This window comes from Kaistella chaponensis, assembly GCF_900156725.1.
GTDB classification, from domain to species: domain Bacteria; phylum Bacteroidota; class Bacteroidia; order Flavobacteriales; family Weeksellaceae; genus Kaistella; species Kaistella chaponensis.
The window spans coordinates 41,050-58,994 of the sequence record NZ_FTOI01000014.1; the positions used below are offsets into that span (position 1 = coordinate 41,050).

General features: G+C 37.9%; 14 protein-coding genes. 13 read left to right on the top strand and 1 reads right to left on the bottom strand.

What is annotated here, in order from left to right; genetic code table 11:
- Positions 1 to 286: 286 nt before the first annotated feature.
- On the bottom strand, positions 287 to 2,425 hold the full coding sequence (locus BW932_RS12470; protein WP_076388075.1) for a Tex family protein: 2,139 nt from the start codon (positions 2,423 to 2,425) through the stop codon (positions 287 to 289).
- A gap of 202 nt (positions 2,426 to 2,627) precedes the next feature.
- Here BW932_RS12470 and BW932_RS12475 point away from each other — a divergent pair, with 202 nt between their 5' ends.
- The 13 genes from BW932_RS12475 to BW932_RS12530 all read left to right on the top strand — a co-directional run bounded on the left by BW932_RS12475 (position 2,628) and on the right by BW932_RS12530 (position 17,944).
- The gene (locus BW932_RS12475) at positions 2,628 to 3,020 is read left to right on the top strand and encodes a DoxX family protein (RefSeq protein ID WP_076388077.1); all 393 of its coding nucleotides are present in this window, start codon (positions 2,628 to 2,630) and stop codon (positions 3,018 to 3,020) included.
- A 1-nt stretch (position 3,021) separates the two neighbouring features.
- Positions 3,022 to 3,606 carry a TetR/AcrR family transcriptional regulator gene (locus tag BW932_RS12480; protein WP_076388079.1) on the top strand — a complete coding sequence of 195 codons (585 nt, stop codon included), beginning with the start codon at positions 3,022 to 3,024 and terminating at the stop codon, positions 3,604 to 3,606.
- 50 nt (positions 3,607 to 3,656) lie between these two features.
- Positions 3,657 to 4,652 (top strand): NADP-dependent oxidoreductase, encoded by a 996-nt coding sequence (locus tag BW932_RS12485; protein ID WP_076388081.1) that lies wholly within the window; start codon positions 3,657 to 3,659, stop codon positions 4,650 to 4,652.
- A gap of 17 nt (positions 4,653 to 4,669) precedes the next feature.
- Positions 4,670 to 5,830 carry an iron-containing alcohol dehydrogenase gene (locus BW932_RS12490; RefSeq protein ID WP_076388083.1) on the top strand — a complete coding sequence of 387 codons (1,161 nt, stop codon included), beginning with the start codon at positions 4,670 to 4,672 and terminating at the stop codon, positions 5,828 to 5,830.
- Between the two features lie 33 nt (positions 5,831 to 5,863).
- Positions 5,864 to 6,544 (top strand): type 1 glutamine amidotransferase domain-containing protein, encoded by a 681-nt coding sequence (locus tag BW932_RS12495; protein WP_076388085.1) that lies wholly within the window; start codon positions 5,864 to 5,866, stop codon positions 6,542 to 6,544.
- Positions 6,545 to 6,721: 177 nt separating this feature from the next.
- Positions 6,722 to 8,035 (top strand): sigma-54-dependent transcriptional regulator, encoded by a 1,314-nt coding sequence (locus tag BW932_RS12500; protein WP_076388132.1) that lies wholly within the window; start codon positions 6,722 to 6,724, stop codon positions 8,033 to 8,035.
- 1,084 nt (positions 8,036 to 9,119) lie between these two features.
- Positions 9,120 to 9,197 carry a potassium-transporting ATPase subunit F gene (locus BW932_RS14500; RefSeq protein WP_143745561.1) on the top strand — a complete coding sequence of 26 codons (78 nt, stop codon included), beginning with the start codon at positions 9,120 to 9,122 and terminating at the stop codon, positions 9,195 to 9,197.
- Positions 9,198 to 9,207: 10 nt separating this feature from the next.
- Positions 9,208 to 10,902, top strand: coding sequence for a potassium-transporting ATPase subunit KdpA (gene kdpA / locus BW932_RS12505; protein WP_076388087.1), 1,695 nt, complete (start codon positions 9,208 to 9,210; stop codon positions 10,900 to 10,902).
- 17 nt (positions 10,903 to 10,919) lie between these two features.
- The gene (kdpB, locus tag BW932_RS12510) at positions 10,920 to 12,962 is read left to right on the top strand and encodes a potassium-transporting ATPase subunit KdpB (RefSeq protein ID WP_076388089.1); all 2,043 of its coding nucleotides are present in this window, start codon (positions 10,920 to 10,922) and stop codon (positions 12,960 to 12,962) included.
- Positions 12,963 to 12,987: 25 nt separating this feature from the next.
- Entirely contained in the window at positions 12,988 to 13,545 is a 558-nt protein-coding gene (gene kdpC / locus BW932_RS12515) for a potassium-transporting ATPase subunit KdpC (RefSeq protein ID WP_076388091.1), read from the top strand.
- A gap of 223 nt (positions 13,546 to 13,768) precedes the next feature.
- Positions 13,769 to 14,851: a porin gene (locus BW932_RS12520; protein ID WP_076388094.1), complete on the top strand. Its 1,083-nt coding sequence runs from the start codon at positions 13,769 to 13,771 to the stop codon at positions 14,849 to 14,851.
- Positions 14,852 to 15,057: 206 nt separating this feature from the next.
- Positions 15,058 to 16,170: a histidine kinase gene (locus BW932_RS12525; protein WP_076388096.1), complete on the top strand. Its 1,113-nt coding sequence runs from the start codon at positions 15,058 to 15,060 to the stop codon at positions 16,168 to 16,170.
- A 64-nt stretch (positions 16,171 to 16,234) separates the two neighbouring features.
- Entirely contained in the window at positions 16,235 to 17,944 is a 1,710-nt protein-coding gene (locus tag BW932_RS12530; protein ID WP_076388098.1) for an ATP-binding protein, read from the top strand.
- Position 17,945: the final 1 nt, after the last annotated feature.

Below are 17,945 nucleotides of genomic sequence, written 5' to 3' on the forward strand. Positions count from 1 at the left end.
AAGTAAATATGCTAATTTTATGAAGTGTTCATTTGAAAATTAGCTGAATATCAAAAATTCTAATAAAAAAAGGGATCCATTTTTAGTGGAATCCCTTTTTTATGATCAAATAATGGCGGATTTTTTCTGTTAATAATTTAAAAGTAAGTGTTTTACTTGCTTTTTTTCTGGGATTAAAGCAGATTTTTTATCTCACTTCTATTAAAAATTCCTTTTCTCATTAATGTATCATTTCAACTTTTCAACAATGATTTAAAAATGATTTTCCGGCTATTCTTTTAAAAAACTATAAAATCATACTCAGCTGAATCCTTTTTCTCTCCTCGTCCACTTCGGTCACTTTCACCTGAACGTGTTGATGCAGTTTCACCACTTCATTCACATCGCTCACAAAACCTTCTTTCAACTGGGAAATATGAACCAACCCACTTTCTTTAATTCCGACATCGACGAAACAGCCGAAAGCCGTGATGTTATTCACAATTCCGGGAAGAATCATGCCTGTTCTTACATTTTTAATGGATTTTACGGTGGGATCAAATTCAAAAATTTTGGCGGCTTTTCTTGGATCTAAACCAGGTTTTTCAAGTTCTTTCAAAATATCTTTGATGCCCAAAATCCCAATGGTTTCCGTCACGTATTTTTCTGGATCAACAGTCTGAATTTTTTCTTTATTGGCGATGAGGTCGGTCGTTTTTAAACCCAAATCTTTCGCCATTTTCTCCACGATCGAATACGCTTCCGGATGAACCGCCGAATGATCGAGCGGATTTTTGGCATTCGTAATTCTGATAAAAGCTGCGGCTTGTTGATAGGCTTTTTCGCCCAACCTCGGAACTTTTTTCAATTGTTTCCGATCTTCAAAAGCACCATTTTCTGTGCGGTAATTCACGATGTTTTCTGCCATTTTTTCCCCGATTCCGGAAAAATAACTAAGCAGAGATTTACTCGCCGTATTCAAATTAATTCCGACCGAATTCACACATTTCATGACCGTAGAATCGAGTTCATTTTTCAATTGGGTTTGATCGACGTCGTGTTGATATTGACCAACTCCGATGGATTTCGCATCAATTTTCACGAGTTCTGCTAAAGGATCTGATAATCTTCTACCAATCGAAATCGCACCACGAACCGTGACATCAAAACTTGGAAATTCATCCCGCGCAATTTTACTCGCCGAATAAACAGATGCTCCGGCTTCTGAAACCACAAAAACCTGCGGCGGTTTATCGAATGCAATTTTTTTAATGAAAAATTCAGTTTCCCTACTTGCGGTTCCGTTTCCAATCGAAATCGCTTCAATGTTGAAGGAATTGACCAACGATCGAATTTTCTTCATCGCCATTCCCGAATCTCCCGAAAGCGTTCGGGATTGTGGAGCATGTGGATAAATGGTTTCGTTATGAAGTAAATCTCCCTTTTCATCGAGGCAAACGACTTTACAGCCACTTTTAAATCCGGGATCGATGGCCAAAATTCTTTTTTCTCCCAAAGGTGAATCGAGGAGGAGTTGGCGCAGATTTTCCGAAAATATTTCTATGGCTTTTTGATCCGCTTTTTCTTTGGCTTCCTGTAATGTTTCATTTGAAATTGCAGGTTCCAATAAGCGTTTGTAACTGTCTTTGATGGCGATTTCTATTTGATCAGCGCACTCATTATTCGATTTAATAATCGCATTTTCTATTAATTCTAAAGCTTCCTTGTTGTCAATTTCAATTTTGGTTTTTACAAAGCCTTCCGTTTCTGCGCGAAGCATCGCCAGTAAACGGTGCGACGGAATTCTGTTCAAACTTTCTTCCCATTCGAAATACTGCTTGAATTTCTGTGCCGCTTCTTCTTCCAGTTTTGATTTCACCATTTTGGACGTGATCATCGCTTTTCGCTGAAAAAGTCGGCGCAGATTTTTCCGCACGTACCCATTTTCATTGATCCATTCTGCCATAATGTCGCGCGCTCCTTGCAAAGCTTCTTCTTCGGTCGCCACGTTTTCATTTAAATATCTGGTTGCCAAAGTTTCGAGATTATTCGAATTCTGACTCATTATAATTTTCGCCAAAGGTTCCAAACCTTTTTCTTTTGCCGCATCGGCTTTTGTTTTTCGTTTTTTCTTGAAGGGTAAATATAGATCTTCGAGTTCCTGCACGTCAAAACTTTCCTCGATTCTTCTTTTTAGATCGGGATTCAGCGCATTTTGTTCTTCAATCGATTTTGAAATGCTGTCTTTCCGCTTGATGATTTCTTCAAACTGTCTGTTGAGTTTAAAGATATTTTCAATTTGCACTTCATCCAGATTTCCGGTCATGTCTTTTCGATAGCGCGAAATAAAGGGAATGGTGCAGTCTTCAGACAAAAGTTTCAGGGTGGATCTGATGTTGTTGTCAGGTAATGAAAGGGATTTTTTAATATAGTCAATGGAATTCATGCGTGATCTTTAGAAGCGCTAAAATAAGAAGTTTTAAAGGAACTTAAAGCTATTCATTCTTTGAATTTAAAGTGCTTTTCATCCTATTCTTGCTATTTTTTTGGATCCTTCAAAATTTTTAAAATGCATCAATAGAAAAAATAAATGAACGTTCATTCTTTTTTGGTCTTATCTTTGCAGCTCACCAAACAAGTAAAAAACTATGAAAGTAATATTTTGGGTCATCACCAGCATTTTGTTAGCAGTATTAATGTTGGTTTCCGGCATTTATCATTTTTGGAACCCCGGATTTTATCTTCCGATCGTGCCGAAATATTTACCTTTTTCTTTAGCGACTGTTTATCTGTCGGGAATTGTTGAAATTCTTTTGGGTATCGTTACGCTATTTTTAAATCAAAAATACACGAAGTATGGACTTTTCGGAATTTTCCTTTTAATGGTCATTTTCCTGCCGATTCATATTGAAGATGCGTTAAAGGACCAACCTGTAATTGGAAGTCAGACCGCAGCATATATAAGATTGGTCTTTCAGTTTTTATTGATCTGGTTGTCCTGGAAATCGTATCAGTTTACTTCGCTTGCCAAATCAATTTGAAATGGAGAAAAAAGAAAAAATTACAAATAAGAGATCTGCGCTTCTCAATGCGACGCTGACTTTGGTGAACAATCATGGTTTCCACAATGCACCAATGTCTAAGATTGCAAACCTTGCAGGAGTTGCACCCGCGACGATTTATCTTTATTTCGAAAACAAACAGGATCTCGTTAACAAATTATATCTGGAAGTAAAAGAAGATTTCAGCACCGCAGCTTTTGAAGGGTACAGTGAAAATCTTTCGGTTAAAGATGGTTTTGAAATCATCTGGTTCAATATCGCAAACTACAAATTAAATCAGATCAAAGAATCTAATTTTTTAGCGCAGTGCGACAACAGTCCGATGATTGAAGAAGCCATTAGAATAGAAGGTTTGAAACATTTGCAGCCTTTGCTTGATCTTTGGTCAAGAGGAAAGAAAGAAGGCGTGATCAAACCGCTTTCTGACTATGTTTTGTATGCTTTCACGGTTTATCCGCTGTCTTTTTTACAAGGAATGCAGGAAAGAGGAATTTACACTTTGGATGAAGCTGGAAAAGTGGAGAGTTTCACTGCAACCTGGAACGCCATTAAAACAGAAAAGTAAACAGTTTTTTACTGATCATTAATTTTTTAAATCAATAAAAATATCGCATAATGAATAAAACAATCATACTAAACAGTCGTCCGATTGGGAAACCTCAACTTTCCGATTTTAAATTGGTAGAAGAAGAAATGCCGAAGATTACAGAAGGAGAAATTCTTTTAAAAGCAAAATTCGTGTCTGTAGATCCTTATTTGCGTGGAAGAATGAGCGATGCAAAATCCTACGTTCCGCCTTTTGAACTCCAAAAATTAATGGGTTCCGGACTTGTTGCAGAAGTGACAGAATCTCAAAATGAAAAATTTAAAGTTGGCGATTTCGTTTCGGGTGCTTTGAACTGGAAGGAATTTCAGGTTTCAACCGGAGAAAATCTTTTAAAAATCGACGATTCGGTTGCGCCACTTTCCAATTATCTCGGCGTTTTGGGAATGACGGGTTTAACCGCTTATTTCGGACTTACAGAAATTGGAAAACCTCAAAAAGGCGAAACGATCGTTGTTTCCGGCGCAGCAGGTGCGGTCGGAAGTATTGTTGGTCAAATTGGAAAAATTATGGGTTGTCGCGTCGTAGGAATTGCGGGAAGTGATGAAAAAGTGGATTTGCTAAAATCTAAAATTGGTTTCGATGAAGCCATTAATTATAACACGACCGAAGACATGACCAACGCAATCGCAGAAGCTTGTCCGAATGGAGTCGATGTCTATTTCGATAACGTCGGTGGTGAAATTTCAGATGCAGTTCATGCCAATATCAACCGATTGGGAAGAGTGATCAACTGTGGAGCGATTTCCGCTTACAATGACACCTCCGTTTTGACCGGACCGCGTGTTGAATATTTTCTCATTAAGAAAAGTGCATTGATGCAGGGATTTATCGTGAGCAATTATGCAGAAAAGTTTCCGGAAGGAATCAAACATTTATCGAAATGGCTTTCTGAGGGAAAATTAACCTCTACTGAAACCATTGTAGAAGGTTTTGAAAATATTCCACAAGCGTTTATCGACCTTTTCGACGGTAAAAATAATGGAAAAATGATCGTAAAAATATAAACAGTTAATTTAAAAAGATGAACAATTTTAAATACAGAAATCCAACAAAAATATTGTTTGGTAAAGGACAAATCGAAAATCTGGCGACAGAAATTCCGGCAGATGCAAAAATTTTAATGCTTTACGGCGGTGGAAGCATCATGAAAAACGGAGTTTATGAGCAGGTTAAAAAAGCGCTTTCCGATTATGAAGTCGTGGAATTTGGCGGAATTCCTGCAAATCCTGAATACAGCGTTTTAGTAGACGCTTTGAAAGTCATTAAAGAAGAAAATATCACGTATCTTTTAGCTGTTGGTGGCGGTTCTGTAATTGATGGAACCAAATTTTTATCAGCTGCTGCTTTATATGAAGGAGAAACGCCGTGGGAATTATTAACAAATAAAAAACCCGTAACAGAAGGAATGCCTTTCGGAACGGTTTTAACGCTTCCTGCAACGGGTTCTGAAATGAATTCCGGCTCAGTAATTACACGTGCAGAAACCAAAGAAAAGTTAGCTTTTGGCGGACCGGGAATGTTTCCTCAGTTTTCTATTCTAGATCCGGAAGTGATCAAATCAATTCCTGAACGTCAGATTGCAAACGGAATTACCGACGCTTTTACCCACGTAATGGAACAATACATGACGTATCCGATCGGAGCGAAATTACAGGATCGTTTTGCGGAAAGCATTATGCAGACTTTGGTAGAAACAGCGCCTGCAATTATGAAAGATCCTTCCGATTATGAAGCGGCATCCAATTTTATGTGGAGTTGTACGATGGCTTTGAACGGATTAATTCAGCAAGGCGTTCCCGGAGATTGGGCAATTCACTCCATGGGACACGAATTAACGGCGATGTACGGAATTGATCATGCGAGAACTTTAGCCATTTTAGCCGGAAATCATTACCGCTATAATTTCGAGACGAAGAAAGAAAAACTGGCACAATACGCAGAACGCGTTTGGAATATTACCGAAGGAAGTTTAGAAGATAAAGCACATGCTGGAATCAACAAAACCGAGGAGTTTTTCAAATCTTTGGGCATCGATCTGAAATTATCAGAGTACACCGAAAATTATTCTGAAACCGGAAGTACGGTTGCAGAAAGATTTATAGAAAGAGGGTGGAACGGACTTGGAGAACACAAAACTTTAACGCCAACCGACGCTCAGAAAATTATCGAAATGAGCTACTAAATAATTAACAATTAACAATTAAAAAAAAATATTATGAAAATTTTATTCGTCTTAACCTCCCACGATCAGTTAGGAAACACCGGTGAGAAAACCGGATTTTGGATCGAAGAATTTGCTGCACCTTATTACTATTTGGTTAATAAAGGAGTTGACGTTATTTTGGCTTCTCCAAAAGGCGGTCAACCACCAATTGATCCAACCAGCGACAAACCGGAAAATCAAACCGAAGCTACCATCAGATTTAAAGCGGATGCTGAACTTCAGGAAAAATTAAGCAAAACACACGTCCTTGCGGAAGTTTCTTCTGATGATTATGATGCCGTATTTTATCCAGGCGGTCACGGACCACTTTGGGATCTTGCAGAAAGCGCAGATTCTGCAAAACTGATCGAAAGTTTTTACCAGTCCAATAAACCGGTTTCTTTCGTATGTCATGCACCTGCAGCGTTGAAAAATGTGAAAAATACAGACGGAGAATCGTTGGTGAAAGGTAAAAACGTGACCGGATTTACCAATACTGAAGAAGCTTTGGTACAATTAACGGATGTTGTTCCGTTTTTAGTGGAAGATATGTTGAAAGAAAACGGCGGAATCTACAGTAAAAAAGGAGATTTCGAAGAATATGCGATCGAAGACGGATTGTTGATCACCGGACAAAACCCGGCGTCCTCCGAAAAGGTAGCTGAACTATTATTGAACAAACTTCAGAAATAAGTTAAGTCGGTTTAACCGCTTAAATAAAATGTCCCAAAGTGATTTTTCACTTTGGGACTTTTTTTAATGGCTTCTGATTTTTTGAATTTTTCCAAGTTCTGAAAGTACATCTGCGACTAATTTACGCCTCAATTTCATTACAAATAATTACATTTGCTGCCAATTGATCCCATCATTGTGAAAAATAACATCCTCATCATCGACGACGAACTGAAATTGCTGAAACTTCTCGGGATGATTATTTCCAATGAAGGGTACGAAGTTTTTCAAGCTTCAACTGCACGGTCAGGAATCAATATGTTGAGTACACATAAAATCGATCTGGTTTTATGCGATGTACGATTACCGGATGCTTTCGGCGTTGATCTGGTCAAAGAAATGAAGACCAAATATCCGCACCTCGAAATTATTTTGATGACGGCATACGGAAATATTCCGGATGGAGTTCAAGCCATGCGAAACGGCGCTTACGATTATATTGTGAAAGGAGACGATAACGAAAAAATAATTCCCCTCGTTGCCAAAGCTTTGGAAAAAGTAAAAGATAATGTTGAAAATATTCAGCAGGAAAAAATTTCCACGAAAATCAATTTTTCAACCATCATCGGAAAATCCCAGAGTTTTCTCTATTCTAAAATGCTTGCAGAAAAAGTTTCCAGAACCGAAACTGCCGTTTTATTAACAGGCGAAACCGGAACTGGAAAAGAAGTTTTTGCCAACGCCATTCATCAGGAAAGTTCCAGGAAAAAAGGAAATTTCATGGCGATCAACTGTTCGGCGTTTGGAAAAGACGTCTTGGAAAGTGAACTGTTCGGACATAAAAAAGGGGCATTTACGGGAGCCGTTTCCGATAAAAAAGGTTTGATCGAAGAAGCCCAAAACGGAACTTTGTTTCTAGATGAAATCGGTGAAATGCCTTTGGAATTGCAATCGAAAATGTTGCGGGTTCTGGAAAGCGGCGAATTCATTAAAATGGGCGACACCAAAATTTCTCATTCTAATTTCCGTTTGATCGCTGCAACGAATCGCGATTTAAAAGAAGAAAGCCGACTCGGAAATTTCCGGGAAGATCTTTATTTCCGTCTCAATGTTTTCGAAATTCATTTGCCGCCTTTGCGTGAAAGGAAAGAAGATATTCGGGAACTGGCGAAGTTTTACATCGATCAGTTTTCCAAGAAGATGAATTTAATAAACGTTCTCATTAATGAAGATTTTTACAAAAAATTAGAAAATAATTCCTGGAAAGGAAATATCCGTGAACTTAAAAATACGCTAGAAAGAAGTCTCATTTTAATGGAAAATAGTGAACTTTCTGCCCAAAATGTACCTGATTCTGAAGGTGGAAATTCTTTCGCCATGTCCTCCGTAGAAAAACATCATATCCTCAAAGTTTTAAATTACACCAAAGGCAATAAAGCCGAAGCCGCAAGATTGCTCGATATCGGAATCGCCACTTTATACCGTAAACTCGAGGAATATCAAATGAAATAATTTTTTTTCTTTTGTCATTATGAACGAAACAAGGTGAACTTTTGTCATTCTGAACGAAACGCAGTGAAGTGAAGAATCTCTTTTGAGATGCTTCGTTCCTCAGCAAGACAATATCACATTATAAAACAAAAATTTATTGCATAATTTAATTAAGTTTTGTACAAATTTTTTGTCATTCTGAATGAATTAAGGTGAACTTTTGTCATTCTGAACGAAGCGCAGCGAAGTGAAGAATCTCTTTTGAGATGCTTCGTTCCTCAGCATGACACTATCAGATTATAAAACAAAAATTCACTGCATAATTTAATTAAGTTTTGTACAAATCTTTTGTCATTCTGAACGAAACAAGGTGAAGTGAAGAATCTCTTTCTTCAATGAGAGATGCTTCGTTCCTCAGCATGACAATATCAGATTATAAAACAAAAATTCACTGCATAATTTAATTAAGTTTTGTACAAATCTTTTGTCATTCTGAATGAAATAAGGTGAACTTTTGTCATTCTGAACGAAGCGCAGTGAAGTGAAGAATCTCTTTTGAGATTCTTCGTTCCTCAGCATGACAATATCAGATTATAAAACAAAAATTCGTTGCATAATTTAATTAAGTTTTTCTCGCCTCTGTTAAGTGAAAAGCCTTTGCGCCCTTTATCTATTAACAGTGATTACAACATAAAAAAAAACTTTGCGTCTTTGCGTTAAAAAATAATCCTTCACAAATCTTCTCAATTTGAGAATCAAGCCTATCAAAATGATAGGCTTTTTTAGTTTTTAAAAGGGTCAAAATCAACTTAAATGTTTATTCCTCAATTATTTAAATAATTGAGGAATTGTTTTTGGCATTATGGTCTCAAATCCTAAAAAATTGAAATAATGAACAGCTGGAGATTGAAATATTACAGAAGACTGAAATCCTGGCATTTACTCGCCGCTTTCTTTGGTCTTATATTTTTTATCGGCATCACTTACAGAATCTTTAATCCTTAAAAATATAAAACAATGTTGACGCTCATTTTACTCGCGCTCGGAATCGGAATTTTCTTCCTTCTCGGCAAATCTATTAACTTTTTTGATAAAATTTAAATCGATGTGGACCTTATTTATCCTTTCTCTCGCGGCATTTGTATACATCTGCTACGTCTTAATCAAACCGGAAAAATTTTAAACTTTTAATAATGAATATAGAATTACTGGGACTGGTCCTCATGTTCGTAGTCACGTTGCTTTTGGCAATTCCACTCGGAAAATATATCGCTAAAGTCTACGGACACGAAAAAACTTTTTTGGATTTTATTTTTGATCCAATTGAAAAATTATTTTTTAAACTTTCAGGCATCGACCCATTGAAAGGCTGGAACTGGAAACAAAATATGATGGCTTTAATGGCGATCAACTTCGTTTGGTTTTTAATGGGAATGTTTATTTTAATGAACCAGAATTGGTTGCCTTTAAATCCGGATAACAATCCCGGAATGAGCGCAGATCTGGCTTTCAATACAACGATTTCCTTTATAGTGAATTGTAATTTACAGCATTATTCCGGCGAAAGCGGACTAAGTTATTTCGGACAATTGTATTTGATGTTTTTACAGTTCGTTTCGGCAGCAACAGGAATGGCTGCACTTGCGCACGTTTTTGTGGCTTTCAAAGAAAAAACGACTGAAAATTTAGGGAATTTTTTTGTATTCTTTACGAAATCGATCACCAGAATTTTACTTCCGATCGCTGTTATTGTAGGAACAGTTCTACTTTTTAACGGAAGTCCGATGACTTTTAATGGGAAAGATTCCATCACGAATTTAGAAGGAAAAAATATTGAAGTTTCTACGGGTCCCGTTGCGGCTTTTGTAGCAATTAAACATTTGGGAACCAATGGCGGTGGCTTTTTTGGGACCAATTCTGCGCATCCTTTTGAAAACCCGAATTACATTAGCAATTTCACCGAGATGGTTGCGCAAATGCTGATTCCTTTTGCTTTGGTTTTTGCTTTTGGCTATTTTATTAAAAGAAGAAAATTAAGCTGGACGATTTTTGCCGTCATGTCGATCGGATTTTTATCCTTAATGGCGATGAATGTTGCTTTTGAAAATGGTGGAAATCCTGCATTACAGGAAATGGGTGCCAATATTTCTCTCGGAAATATGGAAGGAAAAGAAATCCGCTTCGGCAGTTCTGCTTCGGCTTATTGGAGCGTTGCAACGACCGTAATTTCTACCGGTTCTGTAAATTCCATGCACGACAGTTATATGCCACTTTCCGGAATGAACATGTTGCTTGCAATGATGATCAACTGTTTCTACGGTGGAGTTGGAGTCGGAATTTTGAATTATCTCGTCTTCATTATTCTGGCAGTATTTATTTCAGGTTTAATGGTGGGAAGAACACCGGAATTTTTAGGCAAAAAAATTGAAGCGAAAGAAATGAAAATCGCAATGGTAATCGCACTTTTACATCCGCTTTTAATTTTGGCAGGAACAGCTTTAACGGCTTATCAACCACAATTTGGAACCTCAACTTTGAATAATCCCTCCTTTCATGGTTTTAGTGAAATGTTGTATGAATTTACGTCCGCATCTGCAAACAATGGTTCTGGTTTCGAAGGTTTGGGCGACAATACACCTTGGTGGAATATTTCCACTGGAATCGTTTTAATTCTTGCAAGATTTCTACCGATTATCGGACCCGTCGCGATTGCAGGACTTTTGGCTCAGAAAAAATACATCCCGGAAAGTGCTGGAACTTTAAAAACAGATACGCCGACTTTTGGTTTAATGACTTTGGGCGTGATTTTACTCATCGCAGCTTTGGCCTTTTTTCCAGCCTTAACTTTAGGACCGATCGCAGAATATTTGACATCGATCACCAAATAATTTTTGATAATTAAGAAATGAATACAAAAAATACACAAAGTCTTTTTCAAAAAGATCTAGTCAATGAAGCCCTGAAACAGGCGTTGATCAAACTCGATCCACGTGTAATGATCAAAAATCCGATCATGTTTTTAGTGGAAGTCGGTACAGTTGTAATGCTCGTGGTTTCACTTTGGACTTTAATGGGAGAAAAAAGTCAGGGAAGTTTTGGCTACAATTTCACCATATTTATCACGCTTTTCCTCACCGTTTTATTTGCCAATTTTGCCGAAGCCATCGCTGAAGCACGTGGAAAAGCACAAGCCGATACTTTAAGAAAAACCAGACAGGAAACGCCGGCAAAATTAATTCTGGAAAACAAACGCGGCTTCGAGGTGGAAACCGTTCAGAAAATGTCTGCACAAATGCAGTTGGGAGATATTTTTCTTTGCGTTGCAGGCGATCAAATTCCGATGGATGGCGAAATTATAGAAGGTTTAGCGACCATTGACGAAAGTGCGATCACCGGAGAAAGTGCACCGGTCATTCGGGAAGCAGGCGGCGATAAATCTTCCGTTACAGGAGGAACAAAAGTGCTTTCGGATCGAATTAAAGTAAAAGTAAATACCAAACCCGGCGACAGTTTTCTCGACAAAATGATCGCTTTGGTGGAAGGAGCAAGCCGTCAAAAAACACCAAATGAAATTGCTTTGACGATTTTATTGGCCGGATTTACTTTGGTTTTTATCATCGTGACGGTGACTTTAAAACCATTCGCCGATTATTCCCAAACGCCGATCACGATCGCTGCTTTTATTTCCCTTTTCGTTTGTTTAATTCCCACCACAATTGGGGGATTACTTTCCGCCATCGGAATTGCGGGAATGGATCGAGCTTTGCGAGCGAATGTGATCACAAAATCCGGAAAAGCCGTGGAAACTGCGGGTGATATTGATGTTTTGCTTTTAGATAAAACAGGAACAATTACCATCGGAAACAGAAAAGCCACCGAATTTTATCCGGCAACCGGAATTCCAATGGAAGAATTTATAAGATCTGCCGCACTAAGTTCAATCGCTGACGAAACGCCGGAAGGAAAATCAATTCTGGAACTCGCTAATTTACCCGAAGAAAGTCTGATCGTAGAAAATGCAACATTTATTGAATTCACCGCTGAAACGAGAAGTTCCGGAGTCGATTTTAATGGAACGGAGATCCGAAAAGGCGCTTTTGATTCCATTAAACAAATGACCGAAAAAGCCGGAAATGTTTTTCCAAAAGAAACGGAAGAAACGGTGAAAATGATCTCCAACAATGGCGGAACTCCGTTGGTTGTTTTGAAAAATGGATTGGTAATGGGCGTTATCGAACTTCAGGATATCATCAAAACCGGAATGAACGAACGTTTTCAAAGGTTGCGTAAAATGGGCGTGAAAACCGTGATGGTAACGGGAGATAATCCTTTAACCGCCAAATTTATCGCCGAAAAAGCAGGAGTTGATGATTTCATCGCAGAAGCCAAACCGGAAGATAAAATGAATTACATCAAACGCGAACAGGAAAGCGGAAAACTCGTCGCCATGATGGGAGATGGAACGAATGACGCACCGGCTTTAGCACAGGCAGATGTTGGTGTCGCGATGAACAGCGGAACCCAGGCTGCGAAAGAAGCCGGAAATATGGTCGATCTCGACAATGATCCAACGAAATTAATAGAGATCGTGGAGATCGGGAAACAATTGTTAATGACGCGCGGAACTTTAACTACGTTCTCCATTGCCAATGATGTTGCGAAATATTTTGCCATTATTCCGGCGCTGTTTATCACGTTTATTCCGGCGTTGCAGTTTTTAAATATCATGAATTTGCACAGTCCGCAGAGCGCAATTTTATCCGCTGTAATTTTCAATGCGATCATCATTCCGTTTTTAATTCCGCTTGCTTTAAAAGGCGTCGAATACAAACCGATCGGTGCAAGTGCATTATTGCGCAGAAACCTTTTGATCTACGGTTTGGGCGGTATTATCGTACCATTTATCGGAATTAAATTGATCGATCTTTTGGTGACGTTTTTTATGTAATTATTAAAATTTTAATCTAAAAATAATGAAAAAATATATCAGACCAGCCATCGTACTGACTTTAGGAATGGTCTCAGTAATCGGAGTTTATACCTTATTCGTTTTCGGAATCGCAAAAATAACTCCCGAAAAAGGTTTAGGCGAACAAATCACCATTAATGGGAAAAAACAATACGCGAATATCGGTCAACAATTTTCGCTTCCGCAATATTTTCACGGCCGACCTTCTGCGGTTAATTACAATGCTGCAGGAAGTGGTGGAAGTAACAAAGGTCCCAACAATCCGGAATATTTAGCGGATGTTCAAAAAAGAATCGACACGCTTTTAATTCAAAATCCAACCATGACGGAAGTGAAAATTCCGGTAGATCTCATCACCGCAAGTGGAAGTGGATTGGATCCGAATATTTCCGTACAGGCAGCAGAATTTCAAATCGACCGCGTCGCAAAAGCCAGGAATATTTCCACCGAAAAAGTGAAGGAACTGATCGCACAAAACGCTTCAGACGAGAACATCGTTTTCTTCGCACCCCAAAAAGTAAATGTGCTGAAACTCAATGCAGCTTTAGAAAATCTTAAGTAAATTTAACAAAAAACTATTCTTTAAACCGCATTCCGATAATTATCGGAAGAGACAAAAGAGACAAAAGAGAAAAGTGTAAATCTGGATTTTCAAAAGTTGTCAAAATGTAATTGCATAATCCTTTTGCAGACTTTTGACAAACTTATTTAAAAAAAAAACTTTTGTGACTTCCGATAATTATCGGAATGCGGTTTAAAATAAACTTTAATATCCTTTTTCACTAATGAAAAAATTAATTTTATCAGCCTCAATATTGGCTTTCGGAATTTTTAATGCGCAAGAAGCAACAGAAACTGCCGCGCCAAAAGTAACTTTTTCCGGTTACGCAGAAATCTTTTATTCCTATGATCTCAATCAACCCGACAATCACATTCGTCAACCATTTTTATATACATACAACCGTCACAACGAATTTAATTTGAATTTAGGATTGGTAAAAGCGAACTATTCAACTGAAAATATGCGGGCAAACCTGGCTTTAATGGCCGGAACTTACGCCCAGGATAATCTTTCAGCGGAACAGGACGCGCTAAAACTCATCAACGAAGCCAATATCGGTTTCAAAATTTCTAAAACTAAAAATATCTGGATCGACGCGGGAATTATGCCGTCTCACATTGGTTGGGAAAGTGCCATTGGAAAAGACAATATGAATTTGACCCGAAGTTTAGCCGCCGAAAATTCCCCTTATTTTGAAACAGGTGCAAAAATTTCTTATACCTCAGATAACGGACAGTTATTTTTGAGCGGTTTGGTTTTAAACGGTTGGCAAAGAATTGCACGTGTAGAAGGAAATCAGACTTTGGCTTTCGGGCATCAGATCACCTATAAATTTTCGGATGATTTCAGCTTAAACAGCAGTTCTTTTGTCGGAAATGATAAACCGACGGAGGAGAAAAAAATGCGCTATTTTCATGATTTATACGCTAACTTTAATCTCGGAGAAAAATGGTCCGGAATTGCAGGTTTCGACGTTGGAGCCGAACAAAATGCGAAAGGAAGCGAAAAATATAATGTTTGGTATTCTCCCAATCTATTGTTGAGATATTCCATTAATGATCAAACAAAAATCGGTGGAAGAGTAGAGTATTACAACGATGAAAAAGGCGTGATCATCGGAACTTCAACACCAAACGGATTTCAAACTTTTGGGTATTCTTTGAATGTGGATCATGAAATTCATAAAAATATTTTATGGCGAACGGAAGCCAGAGGTTTTTCTTCAAAAGATGCGATCTTTATGAAAGACAACATGGAGAAAAGTAAAAACTTCTTTATCACCACAAGTCTTTCTGCCTGGTTTTGAAACTGAATTTATAAACCACAAAGTCACAAAGATTTGATTTACTAAAAAATAGAAAGTAAAAATTAAACTGCAGCAATGAAAATCGACAGATTTTCTATTTTGTGAACTTGAATTTCAACTCTTAAAGCATTTAACTTTTGTGACTTTGTGGTTAAAAAAAGTTACAACATGTTCCTCAAATAATTTAAATAGTAAAGTTTAAAACCATGTCTTCAGCCGAACATTTCCTCGAACTTATTCAGAAATCCAAACGCGGAAAATTCAAGATCTACATTGGAATGAGCGCAGGTGTGGGAAAAACCTACCGAATGTTGCAGGAAGCACACGCTGTGTTGGAGCATGGAATTGATATTAAAATCGGGTACATCGAACCGCATCTTCGTGCAGAAACGATTGCTTTGGTCGCTGGAATTCCCACCATTCCCAGAAAATCGATTTTCTACAAAGGGAAATATTTAGAAGAAATGGATGTTCGTGCCATCATCAATGATCATCCCGAAATTGTGATCGTGGATGAATTGGCGCACACGAATGTGGAAGGAAGCACGAACAGAAAAAGATGGCAGGATGTTTTGGAAATTCTGGAAGCCGGAATCAATGTTATTAGTGCCATCAATATTCAGCACATCGAAAGTCTGAACGAAAGCGTTAAAAATATCATCGGAATTGAAGTCACAGAAAGAGTTCCCGATAAAATTCTGGCGCTTGCCGATGAGGTTGTGAATATCGATTTGACCGCAGATGAACTCATTTCCCGTTTGAAAGAAGGAAAAATTTATCCTCAGGATAAAATTGAAACCTCACTGAAAAACTTCTTTAAAAGCGATCATATTCTTCAATTGCGCGAGTTGGCTTTAAAGGAAGTTGCAACTCATGTGGAGAAAAAAGTAGAAACCGAAGTCACGAAATCGGTCCACACGCGTCCCGAAAAATTTCTTGCCTGTATCAGCAGCAACGAAAAAACAGCAAAAGCCGTCATTCGAAAAACCGCAAGATTGGCGAGTTATTACAACAGCAGATGGACGGTTTTATACGTGCAGATTCCGAAAGAAAATCCAGATAAAATTGCTTTGGATAAGCAAAGATTTCTGATCAATAATTTAAATTTTGCACAGGAAATGGGCGCTCAAGTGGTGAAGAAAACGGGTAACTCGATTTCCGGGGCGATTCTCGATTTTGTTCAGGAGAATAAAATAACCACGGTCTGTATCGGGAAACCGCATCATAATTTTTTTCAGCAGTTTTTCCGCCTCAATTGGTTTCATAACTTTGTCAATGTGATGATGAATGAAAAGGTGGATATCATTATTCTGTCTTAAATTTGTCTCTGTTATTTTTAAAAAAAATGTATCAAAATTATTTTTCTGATTTAATTTCTTCCGCATGAAAATTAAAACCAAACTGACGCTCGGTGTCGGACTTTTATTCCTAATGATCGTTCTGCTTTCCGTCGTAAGTGCCATCAATATTTATAAACAAAAATCGGATACCGAAAAAATTCTAATCGCCAATTACAACTCTTTGGAATATTCCAAAAACATGATGTTGGCTTTGGATAAAATTGCCGAAGACAGTACGCAAACTGAAATCTTTAAAAATAATTTAGTTTTAGAAGGTAAAAATCTTACGGAAATTGGCGAAGCTGACGCGTACCAAAGTTTAAGAACCCATTTTCAAAATTTTCAGCAAAACCCGAATTCTGAAACCGAAAAACTCATCCGAAATGATTTGGTAGAAGTGATGCGATTGAATATGAGTGCGATTGTGCAGAAAAGTGATACTGCGATTGCAACCTCGCAATCCGCGACAACTTGGGTGATTTCTTTGGGAAGTGTGTGTTTTTTAATAGCGTTTACGTTGCTTTTTAATTTGCCTGGAAATATTTCCCGTCCGATCCGGGAATTGACCGAAAGTATCAAACAGATCGCGAATAAAAATTACCACGAACGCATTCATTTTAAAGGAAGCACAGAATTTGAAGATCTCGCGAATTCCTTTAATTCCATGGCGGAAAAACTGGAGGAATACCAAAGCAGCAGTTTGTCGAAACAGTTGATGGATAAAAAGCGCGTGGAAATGCTCATCGCCAATATGCACGATCCGGTGATTGGTTTGGATGAAAATAATCAGATCAACTTTATTAATGAAGAAGCCCTGAAAATTTCGGGATTGATCCGGGAAGATCTGGTGGGAAAAACCGCTTCAGAGATCGCGGTAAATAATGATCTGTTGCGGGAATTGCTTCGAAATGCTTCTCTGGAAGAAAAATCAGAAGCTCCGATGAAAATTTTTGCCGATCAAAAAGAAAGTTATTTCGAACAGGAAATTATTCCGATCAGTATTATTCCAACCGGAGAAACCACGAAAAAAGACGCGGGAAAAGTCATCTTGTTAAGAAATGTTACGGCTCATAAAGAACTCGATTTTGCGAAAACCAACTTTATCGCGACCGTCTCTCACGAATTAAAAACCCCGATTTCCTCCATGAAAATGGGAACGCAATTGCTCAAAAATGAAAAATTTGGAACATTGAATGAGCAGCAAAAAGAACTCCTCAAAAGCATCGACGAAGATGGCGACCGATTATTGAATATCACGGGAGAACTCTTGAATTTATCTCAGGCTGAAAGTGGAAATATCCGCTTAAATATTCAGGATTGCAAGGTTTCTGAGTTGGTCAAAAAAGCCGTTTCCAATAATCTCATTGTTGCAGAAAATAAAGAAATCCAGATCGAAACTGAGATTAATAATGAAGAAAATTCAACCATTAAAGCAGATTTTGATAAAACAGTTTGGGTGCTCAATAATTTTCTAACCAATGCCATCAAACATTCTGAAGTTGGAAAAAAAATCATCATTAAAACCGAAAATATTTCCGATCAAATTAAATTTTCTGTACAGGATTTTGGAAAAGGAATCGATTCGAAATACCATTCCAAAGTTTTTGACCGCTACTTTCAGGTGCCCGAAGATTTTCAGAACGGAACCGGTTTAGGTTTGGCGATCAGCAAAAATTTCATCGAAAAGCAAGGCGGCGAAATCGGTCTAGAAAGCAAACCGAACGAAGGAAGTACTTTCTGGATGATTTTATAAG